This window comes from Marinomonas communis (genome assembly GCF_004363305.1).
GTDB lineage: Bacteria > Pseudomonadota > Gammaproteobacteria > Pseudomonadales > Marinomonadaceae > Marinomonas > Marinomonas communis.
On sequence record NZ_SNZA01000004.1, the window covers coordinates 257,386 to 273,224 of the forward strand.

Below are 15,839 nucleotides of genomic sequence, written 5' to 3' on the forward strand. Positions count from 1 at the left end.
ATTCTTGTCATTAAAAACTATTTCGCAGCCAGACTCATGACGGACACTTGGTCCGCTTCATCACGATCAAGGATCCCAGTACAGCGACCTTCATGCATAACCAGCACTCGGTCACTCATTCCCAATACCTCAGGTAGCTCAGATGAAATCATGATCACAGCCACACCTTTATGGGCTAATTGAGAGATCAAGGCGTGAATTTCAGATTTCGCCCCCACATCGATACCGCGGGTAGGTTCATCCAAAATCAGAATTCTTGGGTGGGTTAGCAACCAACGAGCAATCAATACTTTTTGCTGATTACCACCGGATAAGTTTTCGATCACCTCGTGCATACTTGGCGTTTTCACACGAAGCTTTTTACACAACTCAGCAGACTCTTTTTCCAAAGCCGCATGATCGACAAAACCGTTATTCACATAGTTATCGTGTAACACGGCTGACTGAACGTTTTCTTGAATATCTAACGGCAAGAAACACCCTGTTTCCTTGCGGTCTTCCGTTAAGAATGCCATGCCCTGTCTGATCGCATCGTGCGGGTTCTTGATATTAACTTCTTCACCTTCAATGAAGATCTGGCCAGACGTCGCAGGTGTCACACCAAAAATCGTTTCGGCAACATTTGAGCGCCCTGCGCCAACCAATCCTGCCAATCCAAGAATCTCGCCTTTGCGAACATCAAAGGAAATGTCATGAAAGACGCCTTCTAGGCTAAGGTTTTTAACGGACAATAAGACATCGCCAATCTCAACTTCTTCCTTCGGAAACATTTGTGAGACTTCTCGGCCCACCATCATTTTGATGATGTCATCACGGGTCACTTCAGAGGAAAGGTGCGTACCAATGTATTTGCCATCACGGAACACTGAAAACTCGTCCGCAATTTCAAACAACTCGTTCATTTTGTGGGTGATGTAAACGATACCAATGCCGCGTTTGCGTAGGTCACGAATAATCTCGAAAAGGTGCGCTACCTCGGTTTCAGTGATCGCTGATGTTGGCTCATCCATGATGAGTACGTCAGAGTTAAATGAAACCGCTTTCGCAATTTCAACCATCTGACGGTTCGCCACCGACAATGTTGAGATTTCAGCATCAGGGTTTAAGCGGATGTTAAGTCGATCAAACAGTTCGACCGTCATGCCACGCATTCGATCATGGTCAATCAGGCCAAAACTGTTGCGAGGTTCACGACGGATCCAGATGTTTTCCGAAACCGTCATGGAGTTCATCAATAACAGCTCTTGGTGAATCATGGCGACACCAGATTCTTGAGCTTTAAGAGGAGTTTCCAAGGTGACCGGCTCACCACGAAGGCGCACCTCTCCTTGGTCGGGTTGATAAATACCAGCGATTACCTTCATCAAGGTTGATTTACCCGCACCGTTCTCACCCATTAGAGCGTGAACCGTACCAGGCCGAATCTTTAACTGGACATTATCGAGTGCTAATACCCCAGGAAACTCTTTGCGCACGTCTACGACTTCTAGGACGTACTCTGAGCTTTGTGCCTGGGGACTTACGCCACTCGTAGGCATGGCTTCCACCACTGCTGCGCTACTCATAACGCAATCCCTCCTCTTGTTATTTTATTTTTACATCGGGTTAAACAATTACTTTAAGTAATTGTTTAGATTTTCAGGTGTTACAAGCTCAAACGGAACCCATACTTTCTGGTCCACATCTTCGCCTTTAGCAAGTTTCACTGCCGCATCAACCGATCCTCGACCCTGACCTTCAGCGCTTTGGAAAACCGTCACATCTAAGTCACCTGCTTTCATCGCTGCTAGAGCATCAGTTGTCGCATCGATACCTGCAACAATTACATCGTCCATTGAACGACCATCTGCTTTAAGTGCTTGAATCGCACCTATGGCCATTTCATCATTATTTGAGATCACTGCATCAAATTGGATGCCTGCAGAAATCCAGTTCGTCATCAAGTCGCTACCCAGAGTGCGCGACCACATACCTGTTTGCTGCTCTACCACCTTAAGGCCAGAACATTCAGGTGTTGCAATCACATCATGGATATCTTGCGTGCGTTGCAAGGCCGCCTGGTTAGTTAACTCACCCATCATGACAACAACGTTACCTTTACCGCCCATCAAGCGACAAACCTCTTGTGTTTGCAAGGTACCGGAGACTCGCTCATCGGATGCGACGAACGCTTGGTTATCAGGAAGTAAATCAACGTTGATTGGTTGGCGGTTAACGTAGATAAGTGGAATGCCAGCCGCTTGTGCGTCATCAGAGATGGAAATGGTGGCATCCGTATCCACAGGGTTAACGATGATGGCATCAACGCCAGAAGCGATGAAGTTTTGAATTTGGTTTAGCTGTGTACCGACTTCGTTCTTGGCATCTTCGATTTGAACATCAACGCCCTGCTCTTCTGCAGCGGATTGAATACCGTTACGAAGGGTCGTCAAAAAGTTGTCATCAAAAAGTGCCATAGACACACCGATGGTTAAGTCCGCTGCGTGAACAGAAGACATCATCATGCCAGATGCTAAAGCCGTAAGAGCTAGTTTTTTCATTGTGCGATTTCCTCGAAAAATGAACACTGAGTGTTCTATTTGTTTTTATTGTTTCCGGTAAAACGCGTCTAAGCATGTTGCTTAAACAGACGAAATGTTTGTTTACATTTCGAATACGATCGTTCTAAAAAAATTACCATTTAGAACATATGTTCCAATTTGGACTGATTCAGGATTTTTGTCAAGGGATTGGAACAATCATTTAACGTGTTTTTTTCGCAAATACGTTTTTGATGTTTTTTGATAGAAATTGATGTTATCACGACATCATTAGATTGACGTTAAAAAATCATCCTCGCTAGTATCAATCACGAAAAATAATTCTAAAAACCACTTTGCGTAAAACATGATCAGTCGAAACATGGTTTACGCGCCTTTATCTAGAGGTGAACAATATGTCTATGCAACCACGCTTTGGCTTAAACCACATGGTCTGCCCATCTTTTACTGTGTCTGAGTTTCTTGACCTATCAGGCAAACTCAAAGCACAGACAGTTGAGTTTCGAAACGACGTGGGTGACAACAGCCTGACGGACCTAGACACCGCCCTCAAAGCAGGCCAACAAGCCAAAGAGCTAGGTATTCGCGTCCTTTCTATCAACGCCCTTTACCCTTTCAATGTTTGGAATGACGAACGCGAAGCTCAAACTCGCGAGTTGGCTAAGCTTGCTCAAGCCGCTAACGCAGAAGGCCTAGTCTGCTGCCCACTCAACGACGGCACAGCCGTCAGTTACGAAGATCTCAAATACGCTCTTACTGAGCTTGCCAAAGTATTGAAAGAATTTGATTTACACGGCTTTATCGAGCCACTTGGCTTCCCTATCTCATCTCTTCGTTCTAAGCGCCTTGCACTGCAAGCTATTGATGAAATCGGTGAAAGCGAGCGTTTCTCACTGGTACACGACACCTTCCACCACAAAGGTGCAGGAGAAGACGAGTTTTTCCCTGAACGTACTGGCCTAGTTCATATCTCTGGTCTTGAAGACGACATCACCTTTGAAGACATGCTTGATGGAGATCGAGTTCTAGTGGGTGAAAAAGATCGCCTTAGCAATGTAGAACAACTTCGCACTCTGCTTGATGCAGGCTTTGACGGCCCTGTTTCATTTGAACCGTTCTCTGAAAAAGTGTGGAACTTGCAAGACATCGAAGGTGCCGTGCAAGACAGCATTCAATACGTGAACAAAGCGCTGGCGTAAGCGTCTCTGTGGAGGAAGTCTGATGAAAATTGCACTAGATCCGTATATGCACCGCCACTTGTCTTTGGAACAGCTGTGCCGTGCGACCAAAGAAATGGGGTTTGACTACATTGAAATGTCACCACGAGATGACTTTGTTAAATGGTGGACCCGCCCACGAGTTTACCCAGAACGCTTGGCCAGTTTCAAAAAAGCCATGAAGGAATACGATGTTGGCTTGGCCACCATTCAACCCATGTACCGCTGGTCGAGCCCTTACGAGGACGAGCGCCAAGTGGCCATGGATAACTGGAAACGCATGATTGAAATTGCAGTGGAGTTAGACAATCCATTGTTAATTTCTGAATTTGGTCGTGGTGGTTCACCAGAGCGTTCTAACGTGGACCGTCAAGGCATCCACACACCAGAAGCCTGTGAAAATGCGTTCTGGCGCTCCATGGATGAATTGGTGCCGATTCTTGAGCGTGAAGGCTTGGTGTTAAGTGTTGAGCCACATCCAGAGGATTGGGTGGAAGAAATGAGTCCCGCCATCGAGATCATCAAAACCATCAATTCGCCAGCGTTAAAAGCGTCTTACATCGCGCCGCACTCGTTTTACTACGGGGACGATTTGGCTGAGACCATTAGCATGACCCAAGGTGAACTCGTGCACGTTCGTGTGGCCGACACCTTTAACCATAAAGGTTCGTCACAGCTGCGCTACATCGTCAACCCACCAGGCTCAAACGCCCGAGTGCATCAGCATTTGGACATGGGCGAAGGGGAAATCGATTGGGATGTGTTCTTCAAAACCCTGCATGAGATTGGCTTTGACGGTGTGCTATCCAGCTGCGTCTTCGCCTGGGAAGAACGCGCCGATGACTCCGCCCGTTTTATGCGTGATCGAATGCAACATTACATCAATAAATACTGGGGCTAAGGCACCACTTACCTTAAATAAACAAGAACAATTACAGAGGATACATTCATGACTATTAAAATCGGTGTCATTGGAACAGGCGCTATTGGCGCGGACCACACTCGTCGCATCACCCAAACATTAGTTGGTGCAGAAGTGATTGCCCTAACCGATGTCAACGCAGACAGCGCACACAAAGTAAAATCCGACCTTGGCCTAAACGCTGAAGTGTACGCAGATGGACATGAGTTAATTGCCAACAGCGGTGTTGATGCGGTACTCGTTACTTGCTGGGGGCCAGCGCATGAAGAATTCGTAGTTGCAGCAATCAAAGCAGGCAAATACGTATTCTGTGAAAAGCCGTTAGCGACCACAGCCGCAGGCTGTCGCAATATTGTTGAGGCCGAAATGGCCGCGGGCAAGAAACTGGTTCAAGTGGGCTTTATGCGTCCATACGATTCGGGTTACAAGCTATTAAAAGAAGCCATTGATGCAGGCGAAATCGGCGCACCACTGATGATTCACGCAGCTCACCGTAACCCAACTGTGCCTGAGCAATACATCACGCCAATGGCCATTCATGACACGCTTATTCACGAGCTTGATGTGTTCCGTTGGTTGCTGGATGACGACTACGTCTCCGCACAAGTGGTTTTCCCACGTAAGTCAAAACATGCCCACGACCAAGTTGCCGACCCACAAATTGTCATGCTGGAAACTAAAAAAGGCATCCGTATTGACGTAGAGATTTTCGTTAACTGTCAATACGGCTACGACATCCAGTGTTCAGTAGTCGGTGAAGAAGGCATCGCCAACTTACCAGAACCGCAGGCATTGACTCTGCGTAAGAACGCACAACTAGGCCAAAGCATCTTAACCGACTGGAAAGATCGCTTTATCGCAGCCTACGATGTTGAGCTACAGGACTTTATCGATGGTGTGGCAACTCAAAACTTAACCGGACCAAACTCTTGGAGCGGCCTTGCTGCAGCAGTCTCAGCGGACGCCTGCGTGAAAGCTCAAGAGTCAGGCTTGATTGAGCCTATTGAGATGCCAGAAACTCCAGAGTTTTATCGTTAATATTACCCACTGGAATGTTATTTGTTCTAAAGGCTGCTTTCGAGCAGCCTTTTTTTGGAATAAATATTCCGTTCCATTTCATAAAGAAATACTGTCGGCACAAACAAAAACAATTAAGACATTGATTTAATTGAAAAAAATAAACAAATAAGTCTATAAACAAAACCTGAAAAAATATTTTCCAAACAATTGAAAAAATAGAATTTTTATTCTAATCTAGACAACATACTTACTAACAATAACAAATGATCACACTGTCTTACTCAATGGGCAGTTCAAGGATCAGACAATTTAGCTGACACGGGAGAATGAGCACCATGCCCAGCGATAAAAACTTAGATCTAATCTGTCTTGGTCGCGCTGCAGTCGATATTTATGCAGAGCAAATTGGCAGTCGCCTAGAAGACGTTTCAAGCTTTGCTAAATACCTAGGTGGTTCCTCTGGAAACATTGCTTATGGAACAGCTCGCTTGGGTCTAAAAAGTGCCATGCTAACTCGTGTGGGCAATGAACACATGGGCCGCTTCGTAAAAGAAGAACTGGATCGTGTGGGTTGTGATACCAGCCATGTTGTTACCGACGAACAACGTCTTACCGGTTTAGTTCTCCTAGGTATCAAAGACCAAGACACTTTCCCTCTTATTTTTTATCGCAACGATTGTGCAGACATGGCGGTTAGCCCAGAAGACTTCGATGCCGACTTCATTGGGTCAGCCAAAGCTCTTGTGATTACCGGCACCCATTTCTCAACTGAGAGCACTTACGCCACCAGTAAACAAGCTATTCAATACGCTAAAGAACGCCAAACTAAGTGCGTGTTGGATATCGACTACCGCCCTGTTCTTTGGGGATTAACCAACCCTGGCGATGGCGAAACACGTTTTATTTCGAATGAAGCGGTCACCACACACCTACAAGGTATTCTGGGCGATTTCGACCTTATCGTTGGCACAGAAGAAGAAGTTCACATTGCAGGTGGCAGTACCGACACGATTACAGCATTGAAGAAAATTCGCGAGCTGAGCAACGCAACGATTGTTCTTAAGCTTGGCGCGCAGGGCTGTACCGTAATAGAAGGCAGCATCCCTGCTAATGAAGATGACTTTGTGGTTCACACTGGCGTACGCGTCGATGTACTCAATGTTCTAGGCGCAGGCGATGCCTTTATGAGTGGTTTTCTTCGCGGTTGGATTCGTGGCGAAACACCAGAACAATGCTGCAACTACGCCAATGCCTGCGGTGCTTTGGTTGTTTCTCGTCATGGTTGCGCTCCGGCTATCCCAAGTGCAGAAGAGCTGGATTACTACCTAGAGCATGCTCACGAGATCCCACGTCCAGACCTGGATACAGAGCTGAATCACTTGCACCGAGTTACCACTGAACGTTTGCCATACGACTGGCAAGACCTATGCATTTTTGCCTTTGACCATCGTAAACAACTGTTCGATATGGCCAAAGAAGAAGGCGTTGATCCAGCGAAAATCAAAACACTTAAACGACTATTAGTAAAAGCTCTTGAAGCGGGCGTTAAAGAAATAGGCAGCAGTCAATACGGCGTTCTCATTGATGGCACCTACGGTCAAGATGCTTTGAATGATGTCACAGGCAAAGGTATGTGGATTGGTCGTCCAGTAGAACTACCAAGTTCTCGTCCTATCGAACTAGAAGGCGGTCGAAGCATCGGCTCACGTTTGAAGTCTTGGCCAAAAGAGCACATCGTCAAATGTTTAGTGTTTTACCACAACCAAGACGAAGCAGAACTGCGCGCAACACAGGAACGCCAAGTGATTGAGCTTTACCAAGCCTGCTGCGCGTCGGGACATGAATTGTTATTAGAAATCATTGCTCCACGTGACAAAGAACACGACGAATCCGTGTACACCGAATCTGTACAGCGTTTTTACAACCTAGGTGTGAGGCCAGACTGGTGGAAGCTACCGCCACAATCACCAAGTAACTGGACGTCCCTCACTCAGATTATTCAGCAATTCGACGCTCATTGCCGAGGCGTAGTGATGTTGGGGCTTGATGCGCCAATGGACGAGCTGAAACAAGGCTTTGCTAACAGCGCAGGCTTCGACATTGTAAAAGGCTTTGCCGTTGGTCGCTCTATCTTTGGCGCGCCTAGCCGCGAGTGGTTAGCTGGACGCTTTAATGACGAGCAGCTAATCGAAGCATGTGTATCAAATTATTTAGAGTTGGTTTCCTACTGGAAAGACCGCCACTAACAGGAATGGCATAAAGGAATCATGATGAACACGATTAAATTGACCATGGCGCAAGCGGTAATTCGCTACTTAATGGCGCAAAAAGTAGAAACTGACGAAGGCATCAAACCAATGTTTGCCGGTGTGTGGGCGATCTTCGGTCACGGCAACGTAACAGGCATAGGTGAAGCGCTTTACCACGTAAAAGATCAGCTACCAACTTACCGAGCGCATAATGAACAAGCGATGGCTCACGCTGCCATCGCCTTCGCTAAAACTAAAAACCGTCAACAAATGATGGCTTGCACCGCTTCAGCTGGACCTGGTGCAGTCAACATGGTGACCGCTGCGGCGGTGGCTCATGTAAACCGTATTCCTGTGTTGTTCTTGCCAGGTGATACATTCGCTACGCGCATGCCAGATCCAGTGTTGCAACAAGTGGAAAATTTCCATGATCACACACTGACGTCTAATGATTGCTTCCGTCCTGTAAGCCGCTTCTTTGATCGTATTACACGCCCAGAGCAGCTTTTGACTTCATTGCCACAAGCCATGCGTGTTTTAACTGATCCGGTTGAATGTGGCCCTGTGACACTTGGTATGCCGCAAGATGTACAAACGATGGCGTTTGATTTCCCAGAGTCGTTCTTCGAAGAGAAAGTACACCGTTTGCGCCGCCAAGGACCAGATGCCTTCGAATTGGCTCAAGCCATTGAGCTAATCAAACAAGCCAAAAACCCAGTTGTGATTGCAGGCGGTGGCATTCATTACTCTGGTGCTCTTAGTGAGTTTGATGAGTTTGTCAGCGCCCTGAAATTACCTGTGGGTGAAACACAAGCGGGTAAAGGTGCTCTACCTTGGGATCATCAGCAAAACATGGGCTCAATCGGTGTCACCGGTGCGGGATCCACAAACCGTCTATGCGCTGAAACCGATTTGATCATTGCTGTTGGCACACGCCTTGGCGACTTTGCTTCGGGCTCTCGTTCTCTGATCAACCCAGAAGCGAAGTTGTTATCTCTGAACGTTGCTTCGTTTGATGCAGTCAAACACAAAGCCGTCTCTTTGGTCGGCGATGCTAAGTTGACCTTGCCGATGCTGACTCAGGCACTTTCAGGCTATGAAGCGGCCGGCGCTTGGGTAGACCGTGCAGAAACAGAACGTCTGGCATGGCATGCAGCGGTTGAAGATGCCACTCGCGATCGCGGCACTTCCCTTCCGAGTGATGGCGAAGTCGTTGGTGCAGTGAACCGCTCGGCTGGTGAACAAGACATCGTCGTGTGTGCTGCTGGTGGCTTACCAGGTGAGTTGCAAAAACTATGGCGTACTCGATACAGCCGTGGTTACCACATGGAATACGGCTACTCTTGCATGGGTTATGAGATCGCTGGTGGCGTTGGTACCAAAATGGCCGCCCCCGATTCCGAAGTCTATGTCATGGTGGGCGATGGTTCTTACCTGATGATGAACTCAGAAATTGCCACATCGGTGATGTTAGGTTTGAAAGTCATCTTCGTGGTGCTCGATAACCGCGGTTACGGCTGTATCCATCGCCTACAACAGTTCTGTGGTGGACCAGGCTTCAACAACATGCTGGAAGACTGCTTAACCACAGAAGAAGGCGCACCGAAAACCGATTTCGTGGCCCATGGCAAAGCCCTTGGTGCTAACGGTGAGAAAGTCACCACCATCGAAGAACTTGAGGCGGCTCTGGTTCGCGCCAAAGCCTCTCCTATTAGCTATTTGATTGAGATCGACACAGATCCAACCATCGTCACGCACAGCGGTGGTCACTGGTGGGATGTCGCCGTTGCGGAAGTGTCTGAACGTGAACAAGTTCGAGACGCACGCAAAGTCTACGAAGAGCATAAAGCTCGCCAATTTAAAAACCTTTAATGCCAACACTTTTTTGAGCGGAGAATAACAATGAGCGTTCGTATCGGTATTAACCCACTTACATGGACCAATGACGACCTACCTACTTTAGGGGCAGACACGTCACTCGAAACCTGCCTAACAGAAGGCAAACAAGCAGGATTTAGTGGTTTTGAATTGGGTCAAAAATTCCCACGTGATCCAGAAGTGCTTGGTCCAATCCTGAAAAGCCATGGTCTAGATCTAGTCTCTGGCTGGTTCAGTGGTGAGCTACTTTCGCGCAGTGTCGAAGAGGAAATTGAGGCCATCAAACCTCATTTACACCTACTAAAAACACTTGGCGCAAAAGCCATGGTGTACTGTGAAATCACAGATTGCATCCATGGGCAGATCGATACTCCACTATCACATCGCCCACGCTTAACCGAAGCGCAAATCGCAGACCTAGGTAAGAAGCTTACACTGGTAGCTGATTTTACTCTTTCTGAAGGAGTTCAAATCGCCTACCACCACCATATGGGTACAGTGATTCAAACCGAAGAAGAAGTTGCGCTGCTAATGAAATACACCGGCCCATCGGTAGGTCTGCTATTAGATACCGGCCATATGACCTTTGCCGGAGGTGATCCGTACGCAGTTCAAGAGCGCCATGCTGATCGTATCGTTCATGTGCATTGTAAAGACATGCGCAAAGAGATTTTAGCGGATGCGCTAAACCGCGACCTTCCATTCTTACGTGCCATGCTGAACGGCGCGTTCACGGTACCAAGTGATGGTTTTATCGATTACGGCCGTTTGTTTAAACAGTTGAAAGCAAGCAATTACTCTGGCTGGTTAGTGGTGGAAGCGGAACAAGACCCTGCGGTTGCACACCCTCTGACTTACGCCACCAAAGGCGCCGAAGGCTTAAAACGATACTGTGAAGAAGCTGGCTTAGATCTAATCGACTAATTTCGTGAAGGTCGCCTGTCGAGTCAGGCGACAACAACAAAAAGGTAATGCAATGAATACGTTAGGAAACTTTATCAATGGCCAGCATGTGGCTAGCCAAAGCGGCCGTGTTGGCCCTGTTTACAACCCAGCAACTGGCGAACAGAGCTTAAACGTTGCCCTTTCCAGTGCAGACGAAACTCGTGACGCGATTGCAGTGGCACAAACTGCCTTTGAAACTTGGCGTAAAGTTACGCCACTTAACCGTGCCCGTGTTCTTTTTAAATACAAAGCACTGCTTGAGCAACACGCAGATGAAATTGCTGAAATGATCACTAAAGAGCACGGTAAGGTGTTCTCTGATGCGAAAGGTGAGCTAACTCGTGGCCTTGAAGTGGTTGAGTTTGCTTGTGGCATTCCTCACCTTCAAAAAGGCGAGCACAGCCTAAACGTTGGTCGTGGTGTAGACAGTATGTCTTTGATGCAACCACTTGGCGTTTGTGCCGGTATCGCTCCGTTTAACTTCCCTGCCATGGTACCAATGTGGATGTTCCCTGTTGCCATCGCATGCGGAAACACATTTGTTATGAAGCCTTCTGAAAAAGACCCTTCTGTGCCACTACGTTTGGCTGAGCTACTTACTGAAGCAGGTCTTCCTGATGGCGTATTCAACGTGGTTAACGGTGATAAAGAATCTGTCGACGTTCTATTAACTGACGAACGTGTACAAGCAGTGAGCTTTGTCGGCTCGACCCCAATCGCAGAATATATCTACGCAACGGCATCAGCTCATGGCAAACGTGTTCAAGCTTTAGGCGGTGCGAAAAACCATATGATCGTTATGCCTGATGCCGATCCATCTCAAGTCGTTGGCTCACTAATGGGTGCTGCTTACGGTTCTGCTGGTGAGCGTTGTATGGCCATTTCAGTTGCGGTGTGTGTTGGTGACGAAGTAGCAGACAACTTGATCAGCAGCCTAAGCCAAGAAATCGATAATATGCGCGTTGGCCCAGGCCTTGGTCTGCCAGAAGAAGCACACATGGGCCCTGTGATTTCGAAAGAGCATTGCGCAAAAATCAAAGACTACATCGGTGTGGGTATTGAAGAAGGCGCCACCATCGTGCGTGATGGCCGTGACTTTATCTACCCAGGCCATGAGAACGGCTACTTCGTAGGCCCAACGTTATTCGATAACGTGAAAAAAGGCATGCGCATTTACGAAGAAGAAATCTTCGGCCCTGTGCTATGTGTGGTACGCGCTAACAGCTACGCGGAAGCGGTTGAAATGATCAACTCCCACGAATACGGCAATGGTACCTCTATCTTCACCCGTGATGGCGATACAGCACGTCAATTCTGTGAAGAAATCCAAGTGGGCATGGTCGGTGTTAACGTGCCAATCCCTGTACCCATGGCATTCCACAGCTTCGGTGGTTGGAAGCGCTCACTGTTTGGCCCACTGCACATGCATGGACCAGACGGCGTACGCTTCTACACTCGCATGAAAACCGTGACAGCTCGCTGGCCAACAGGTCTTCGCGCTGGCGCTGAATTCTCAATGCCAACCATGAAGTAATACCCACTAGCAGCACTCATTGCGAGTGCTGCACAATTTCTGTGAAGCACTATCAAGTAACCTGATCTCTGGCCGAGATGCTCCGTCGCACGCTAGTTAACCGTCACTCTCTGCTGGTTAGCGACTCTTGCCCACCGCCCCCGGTGGGCTTTTTTATCCCAGCGCTAAGACCTGTTATCTTACATTAGCAATTCAGCAAGATCGTCGATCAGCACGTCGGCTTCTAGTTCTTTGAGGTCGACACCGTGGTTGTAACCGTAAGTGACTAAGGCGCATTTGAAACCCGCCGCTTTCGCCGCACGGTAGTCCGCCAGTGAATCCCCTACCATCAAGCACTTCTCAGGAGCCGCTTCGATGTCTTCCATACAATGCAATAGCGGCAATGGCGACGGTTTTTTCTCTGCCAATGAGTCACCGCCTAACATCCAACTAAAGTAAGTCGAAATGCCAAAATGATCCAACAAGGGCTTGATAAACAGGCTCGGCTTATTCGTAATCAAGGCCACAGGCACTTTCTGATATTTAAACGCTTTTAGGATAGATTCCACATTGGCATACAGCGTTGAGCTACCAGCTAAGTTGTCAAAGTACTCTTTTAAAAACAACTTATAGCCTTCTTCAATACGCTCTGCTGGCAGGTTAGCCCACTCCATAGCTTGTTGCACAAGCTTGGCAGAGCCATAACCTACCCAGCCTCGAACACGCTCCTCACCTGCTGGAGAAGCGCCCATAGCAACTAGGCTTTTATCCATCGCTGCTGCGATATCAGGCACGCTATCCACTAACGTGCCATCCAGGTCAAAGCAAACTAACTCAGGCCAACCTTCGAATAAGCGCTTTAAGTGTTTCGGCGTTTTCATCGCTTCACACCAGCGAGCTCAGCACGCATCTGATCGATCACCGCTTTGTAGTCTGGTTTACCGAAAATCGCAGACCCTGCCACGAAAGTATCGGCACCGGCTGCTGCACACTCGGCAATATTTTTCTCGCTCACACCGCCATCGACTTCCAGACGAATATCGTAACCGCTTTCATCGATCAGGCGACGCGCTTCGCGAAGTTTATCAAGCGTGCCAGGAATAAACTTCTGGCCACCGAAACCAGGGTTCACAGACATCAGTAGAATCATATCGACCTTATCCATGACATATTTCAGATCATCCAGAGGCGTCGCTGGGTTAAACACAAGGCCAGATTTACAGCCACCATCACGGATCATCTGTAATGAACGATCAATGTGTTCGCTACCTTGTGGGTGGAAAGTAATGTAGCTGGCGCCCGCTTCAATGAAGTCACCAATCAAACGATCAACGGGTTTCACCATTAAATGAACATCAATGTCCGCTGTCACACCATGTTTACGCAGCGCCTGACACACCATCGGCCCAATGGTTAGGTTTGGAACATAATGGTTGTCCATAACATCAAAGTGAACGATGTCCGCTCCGGCTTCCAGTACGTTGTCTACTTCTTCTCCTAAGCGCGCAAAATCAGCCGCTAAAATAGACGGTGCAATAAGAAAGTCTTTCATATTTGTCTCCGGCAGTGACAGAATGTTGTTTGCGCAATATTCTAACAAGGCCCATTGCATAAGTATTGGATTCAATGAAGAAAATAACGCTAACCACTTGTTTGCTCATACTGACGTTGCAGAACGTTTGGGCAGAAGGTGAAGAGGAAACCAGTAGCACCGCTCCCGCCGTCACGCAAAGCGATGTACCGCGGGTAATGCCAACGCCGCAGCAAACGAGAATTGCGGGGTTGATTGAGCGCCTAAGTACTAACCATGCCCATGAGATAGAAACCTTAGAAGCGGATGGTGAGTCTTTCCTTGGGTTATTTCGCGAAGCGGAAACAGCAGATCCCCAAGGTTGCTTAATCCTATTACATGGGGATCATGGCCACCCTGATTGGCCACAAGTGGTGTCCCCCCTTCGCGAAACGTTACCACGACATAGCTGGTGTACATTAGCCATTGAAATACCAGATATGGGTGGTCGAGCCACCCCCGTACAAGTCGCCCAAACAACTAGCGAGGGGACCAGTGACACTGATGAGAGCATTGCCAATGCAGACGCATCGACATCAGCTGAACTACCGAATGAGGCGCAAGTGTTCGCACGCATCGATGCCGCCATAGCTTTAACTCAAGAAAAGGGCTATAACCAAGTGGCTTATTTAGGCTACCGCAGTGGTGCCGCCTATGCGCTGCGCTACGCTGCCGAGCGAGGCACCACTAGTCAGGCACTTGTTTTAATTGAACCTAGAAGCACCACAGCCCTCAGCGGTTTCCAGTTGGCCCAAAACATTGAACGCTTAAGGCTTCCGACGTTGGACTATTATTTTGATCGAACCAATGTCGATGCGCGTTTTGCACGCCAACGACTGGCCGCAGCTAATAAGCGCGGCAATCAAAGAGCCCCTTATATACAAATTGATGCACTGCCCGATGCCCGCTTTGATCCCACAGGTAACAAGCGTCTGACACAACGGGTGTGGGGCTTTTTAAAGCAAAACACCCTCCAGTCCAATCAGCGCAAAACCTTACCTGAATTCGAAAAATCTCTTTTCTATGAAAGCCCTTTGGACTAAAAAAATGGGGAGCCGATTGGCTCCCCATTTTCTTTTACCCATGCTGACTTAGGCAGTCTTACTTACGGGATTTCTTAATCATTTCATAAGCCGACTGAATTTCTTGCGTACGCTCTTTTGCAAGTTCAATCATTTCTTCTGGTAGACCTTGCGAGCTCAGTTTATCAGGATGGTTCTGGCTCATCAGGCGACGATACGCTTTCTTAATTTCCGCATCGCTCATACTCTCATTGACTTCAAGGACTTCATAAGCCGCCTTCAAAAGATCGGGAGAAGATTGTCCAGATGCTTGTTGCTGATAACCTTGATGGAAGTGTGCCTGACGCTTAATTTGCTCATGAATACTGTTGTACTCTGCCTCGGACATGCCTAGTTGAGCACAGATCTGTCCCAGCAAAGATTTCTCTTCAAGCGATAAATAGCCATCTGCATAAGCCGATAACAGCAATACTTCAAGCAATGAACGGCGCAACATGCCAGCGCCCACAACACGGCTAAAACGTTGTAACGCAGCATCAACATTAAAGTCTGGCGCTTTACCTTGATTAAACAGTTCTTGAGCTTGACGCTGCGCATCGGGTGATAGACGTAGACGCTGCATCACAGCTTTAGCTAGCTCAATCTCTTCTTTAGAAACTTGCCCGTCAGACTTTGCCAAACGCCCCATAAGTTGGAACAGTGTTTGGAAAAATACTTGCTGTTGTTCGAATAAAGACGCTCCAGTTCTGCGCCCGCCCATTTGATTTCCTTTGGCTCGATCGATCAACAAACCTACGAAAAAACCGCCGACTAATCCAAAAAAGCCCGCGAACAACAAACCAACGATCGCCCCAACCCATTTCCACATAAAGATATTTCTCCAGAATCGGTAGCCCCTTAGGGGCCGCATAGATTATTATTTGTCGCCAATATGGACCGACATGTGCCGCGCCTATGTTCGCG

At 47.8% G+C, this 15,839-nt stretch carries 13 protein-coding genes; 8 read left to right on the plus strand and 5 right to left on the minus strand.

The annotated features are described in order from the left end of the window. Positions 1-17: 17 nt before the first annotated feature. Together C8D85_RS12830 and C8D85_RS12835 are read right to left on the minus strand one after the other, a co-directional pair. On the minus strand, positions 18-1,565 hold the full coding sequence (locus C8D85_RS12830; protein ID WP_133563342.1) for a sugar ABC transporter ATP-binding protein: 1,548 nt from the start codon (positions 1,563-1,565) through the stop codon (positions 18-20). Between the two features lie 48 nt (positions 1,566-1,613). Next, positions 1,614-2,540 carry a sugar ABC transporter substrate-binding protein gene (locus C8D85_RS12835; RefSeq protein WP_133563344.1) on the minus strand — a complete coding sequence of 309 codons (927 nt, stop codon included), beginning with the start codon at positions 2,538-2,540 and terminating at the stop codon, positions 1,614-1,616. A gap of 395 nt (positions 2,541-2,935) precedes the next feature. Here C8D85_RS12835 and C8D85_RS12840 point away from each other — a divergent pair, with 395 nt between their 5' ends. From C8D85_RS12840 to C8D85_RS12870, 7 genes are all read left to right on the plus strand, one after another. After that, on the plus strand, positions 2,936-3,739 hold the full coding sequence (locus C8D85_RS12840; protein ID WP_133563346.1) for a TIM barrel protein: 804 nt from the start codon (positions 2,936-2,938) through the stop codon (positions 3,737-3,739). A 22-nt stretch (positions 3,740-3,761) separates the two neighbouring features. After that, the gene (locus tag C8D85_RS12845; RefSeq protein WP_133563348.1) at positions 3,762-4,658 is read left to right on the plus strand and encodes a sugar phosphate isomerase/epimerase family protein; all 897 of its coding nucleotides are present in this window, start codon (positions 3,762-3,764) and stop codon (positions 4,656-4,658) included. A gap of 48 nt (positions 4,659-4,706) precedes the next feature. Further along, positions 4,707-5,717 carry a bifunctional inositol 2-dehydrogenase/D-chiro-inositol 1-dehydrogenase gene (iolG, locus tag C8D85_RS12850; RefSeq protein ID WP_133563350.1) on the plus strand — a complete coding sequence of 337 codons (1,011 nt, stop codon included), beginning with the start codon at positions 4,707-4,709 and terminating at the stop codon, positions 5,715-5,717. A 317-nt stretch (positions 5,718-6,034) separates the two neighbouring features. Next, positions 6,035-7,945, plus strand: a complete 1,911-nt coding sequence (locus C8D85_RS12855) for a bifunctional 5-dehydro-2-deoxygluconokinase/5-dehydro-2-deoxyphosphogluconate aldolase (protein WP_133563352.1) — start codon at positions 6,035-6,037, stop codon at positions 7,943-7,945. A 24-nt stretch (positions 7,946-7,969) separates the two neighbouring features. Next, positions 7,970-9,820: a 3D-(3,5/4)-trihydroxycyclohexane-1,2-dione acylhydrolase (decyclizing) gene (gene iolD / locus C8D85_RS12860; protein WP_133563354.1), complete on the plus strand. Its 1,851-nt coding sequence runs from the start codon at positions 7,970-7,972 to the stop codon at positions 9,818-9,820. Between the two features lie 30 nt (positions 9,821-9,850). Continuing rightward, positions 9,851-10,750, plus strand: coding sequence for a myo-inosose-2 dehydratase (gene iolE, locus C8D85_RS12865; protein WP_133563356.1), 900 nt, complete (start codon positions 9,851-9,853; stop codon positions 10,748-10,750). Positions 10,751-10,802: 52 nt separating this feature from the next. After that, positions 10,803-12,305: a CoA-acylating methylmalonate-semialdehyde dehydrogenase gene (locus C8D85_RS12870; RefSeq protein WP_133563358.1), complete on the plus strand. Its 1,503-nt coding sequence runs from the start codon at positions 10,803-10,805 to the stop codon at positions 12,303-12,305. 179 nt (positions 12,306-12,484) lie between these two features. Here C8D85_RS12870 and C8D85_RS12875 read toward each other — a convergent pair whose 3' ends face one another. Both C8D85_RS12875 and rpe read right to left on the minus strand, forming a co-directional pair. Continuing rightward, positions 12,485-13,165, minus strand: coding sequence for a phosphoglycolate phosphatase (locus C8D85_RS12875; RefSeq protein WP_133563360.1), 681 nt, complete (start codon positions 13,163-13,165; stop codon positions 12,485-12,487). Continuing rightward, positions 13,162-13,836, minus strand: a complete 675-nt coding sequence (gene rpe, locus C8D85_RS12880) for a ribulose-phosphate 3-epimerase (protein ID WP_133563362.1) — start codon at positions 13,834-13,836, stop codon at positions 13,162-13,164. Before rpe ends, C8D85_RS12875 begins: the two co-directional genes overlap by 4 nt. A 74-nt stretch (positions 13,837-13,910) precedes the next feature. Between rpe and C8D85_RS12885 the strand changes: the two genes are divergently transcribed. Continuing rightward, positions 13,911-14,897: a DUF3530 family protein gene (locus C8D85_RS12885; RefSeq protein ID WP_133563364.1), complete on the plus strand. Its 987-nt coding sequence runs from the start codon at positions 13,911-13,913 to the stop codon at positions 14,895-14,897. Between the two features lie 58 nt (positions 14,898-14,955). Here C8D85_RS12885 and djlA read toward each other — a convergent pair whose 3' ends face one another. Further along, positions 14,956-15,744, minus strand: a complete 789-nt coding sequence (djlA, locus tag C8D85_RS12890) for a co-chaperone DjlA (RefSeq protein WP_133563366.1) — start codon at positions 15,742-15,744, stop codon at positions 14,956-14,958. Positions 15,745-15,839 lie beyond the last annotated feature (95 nt).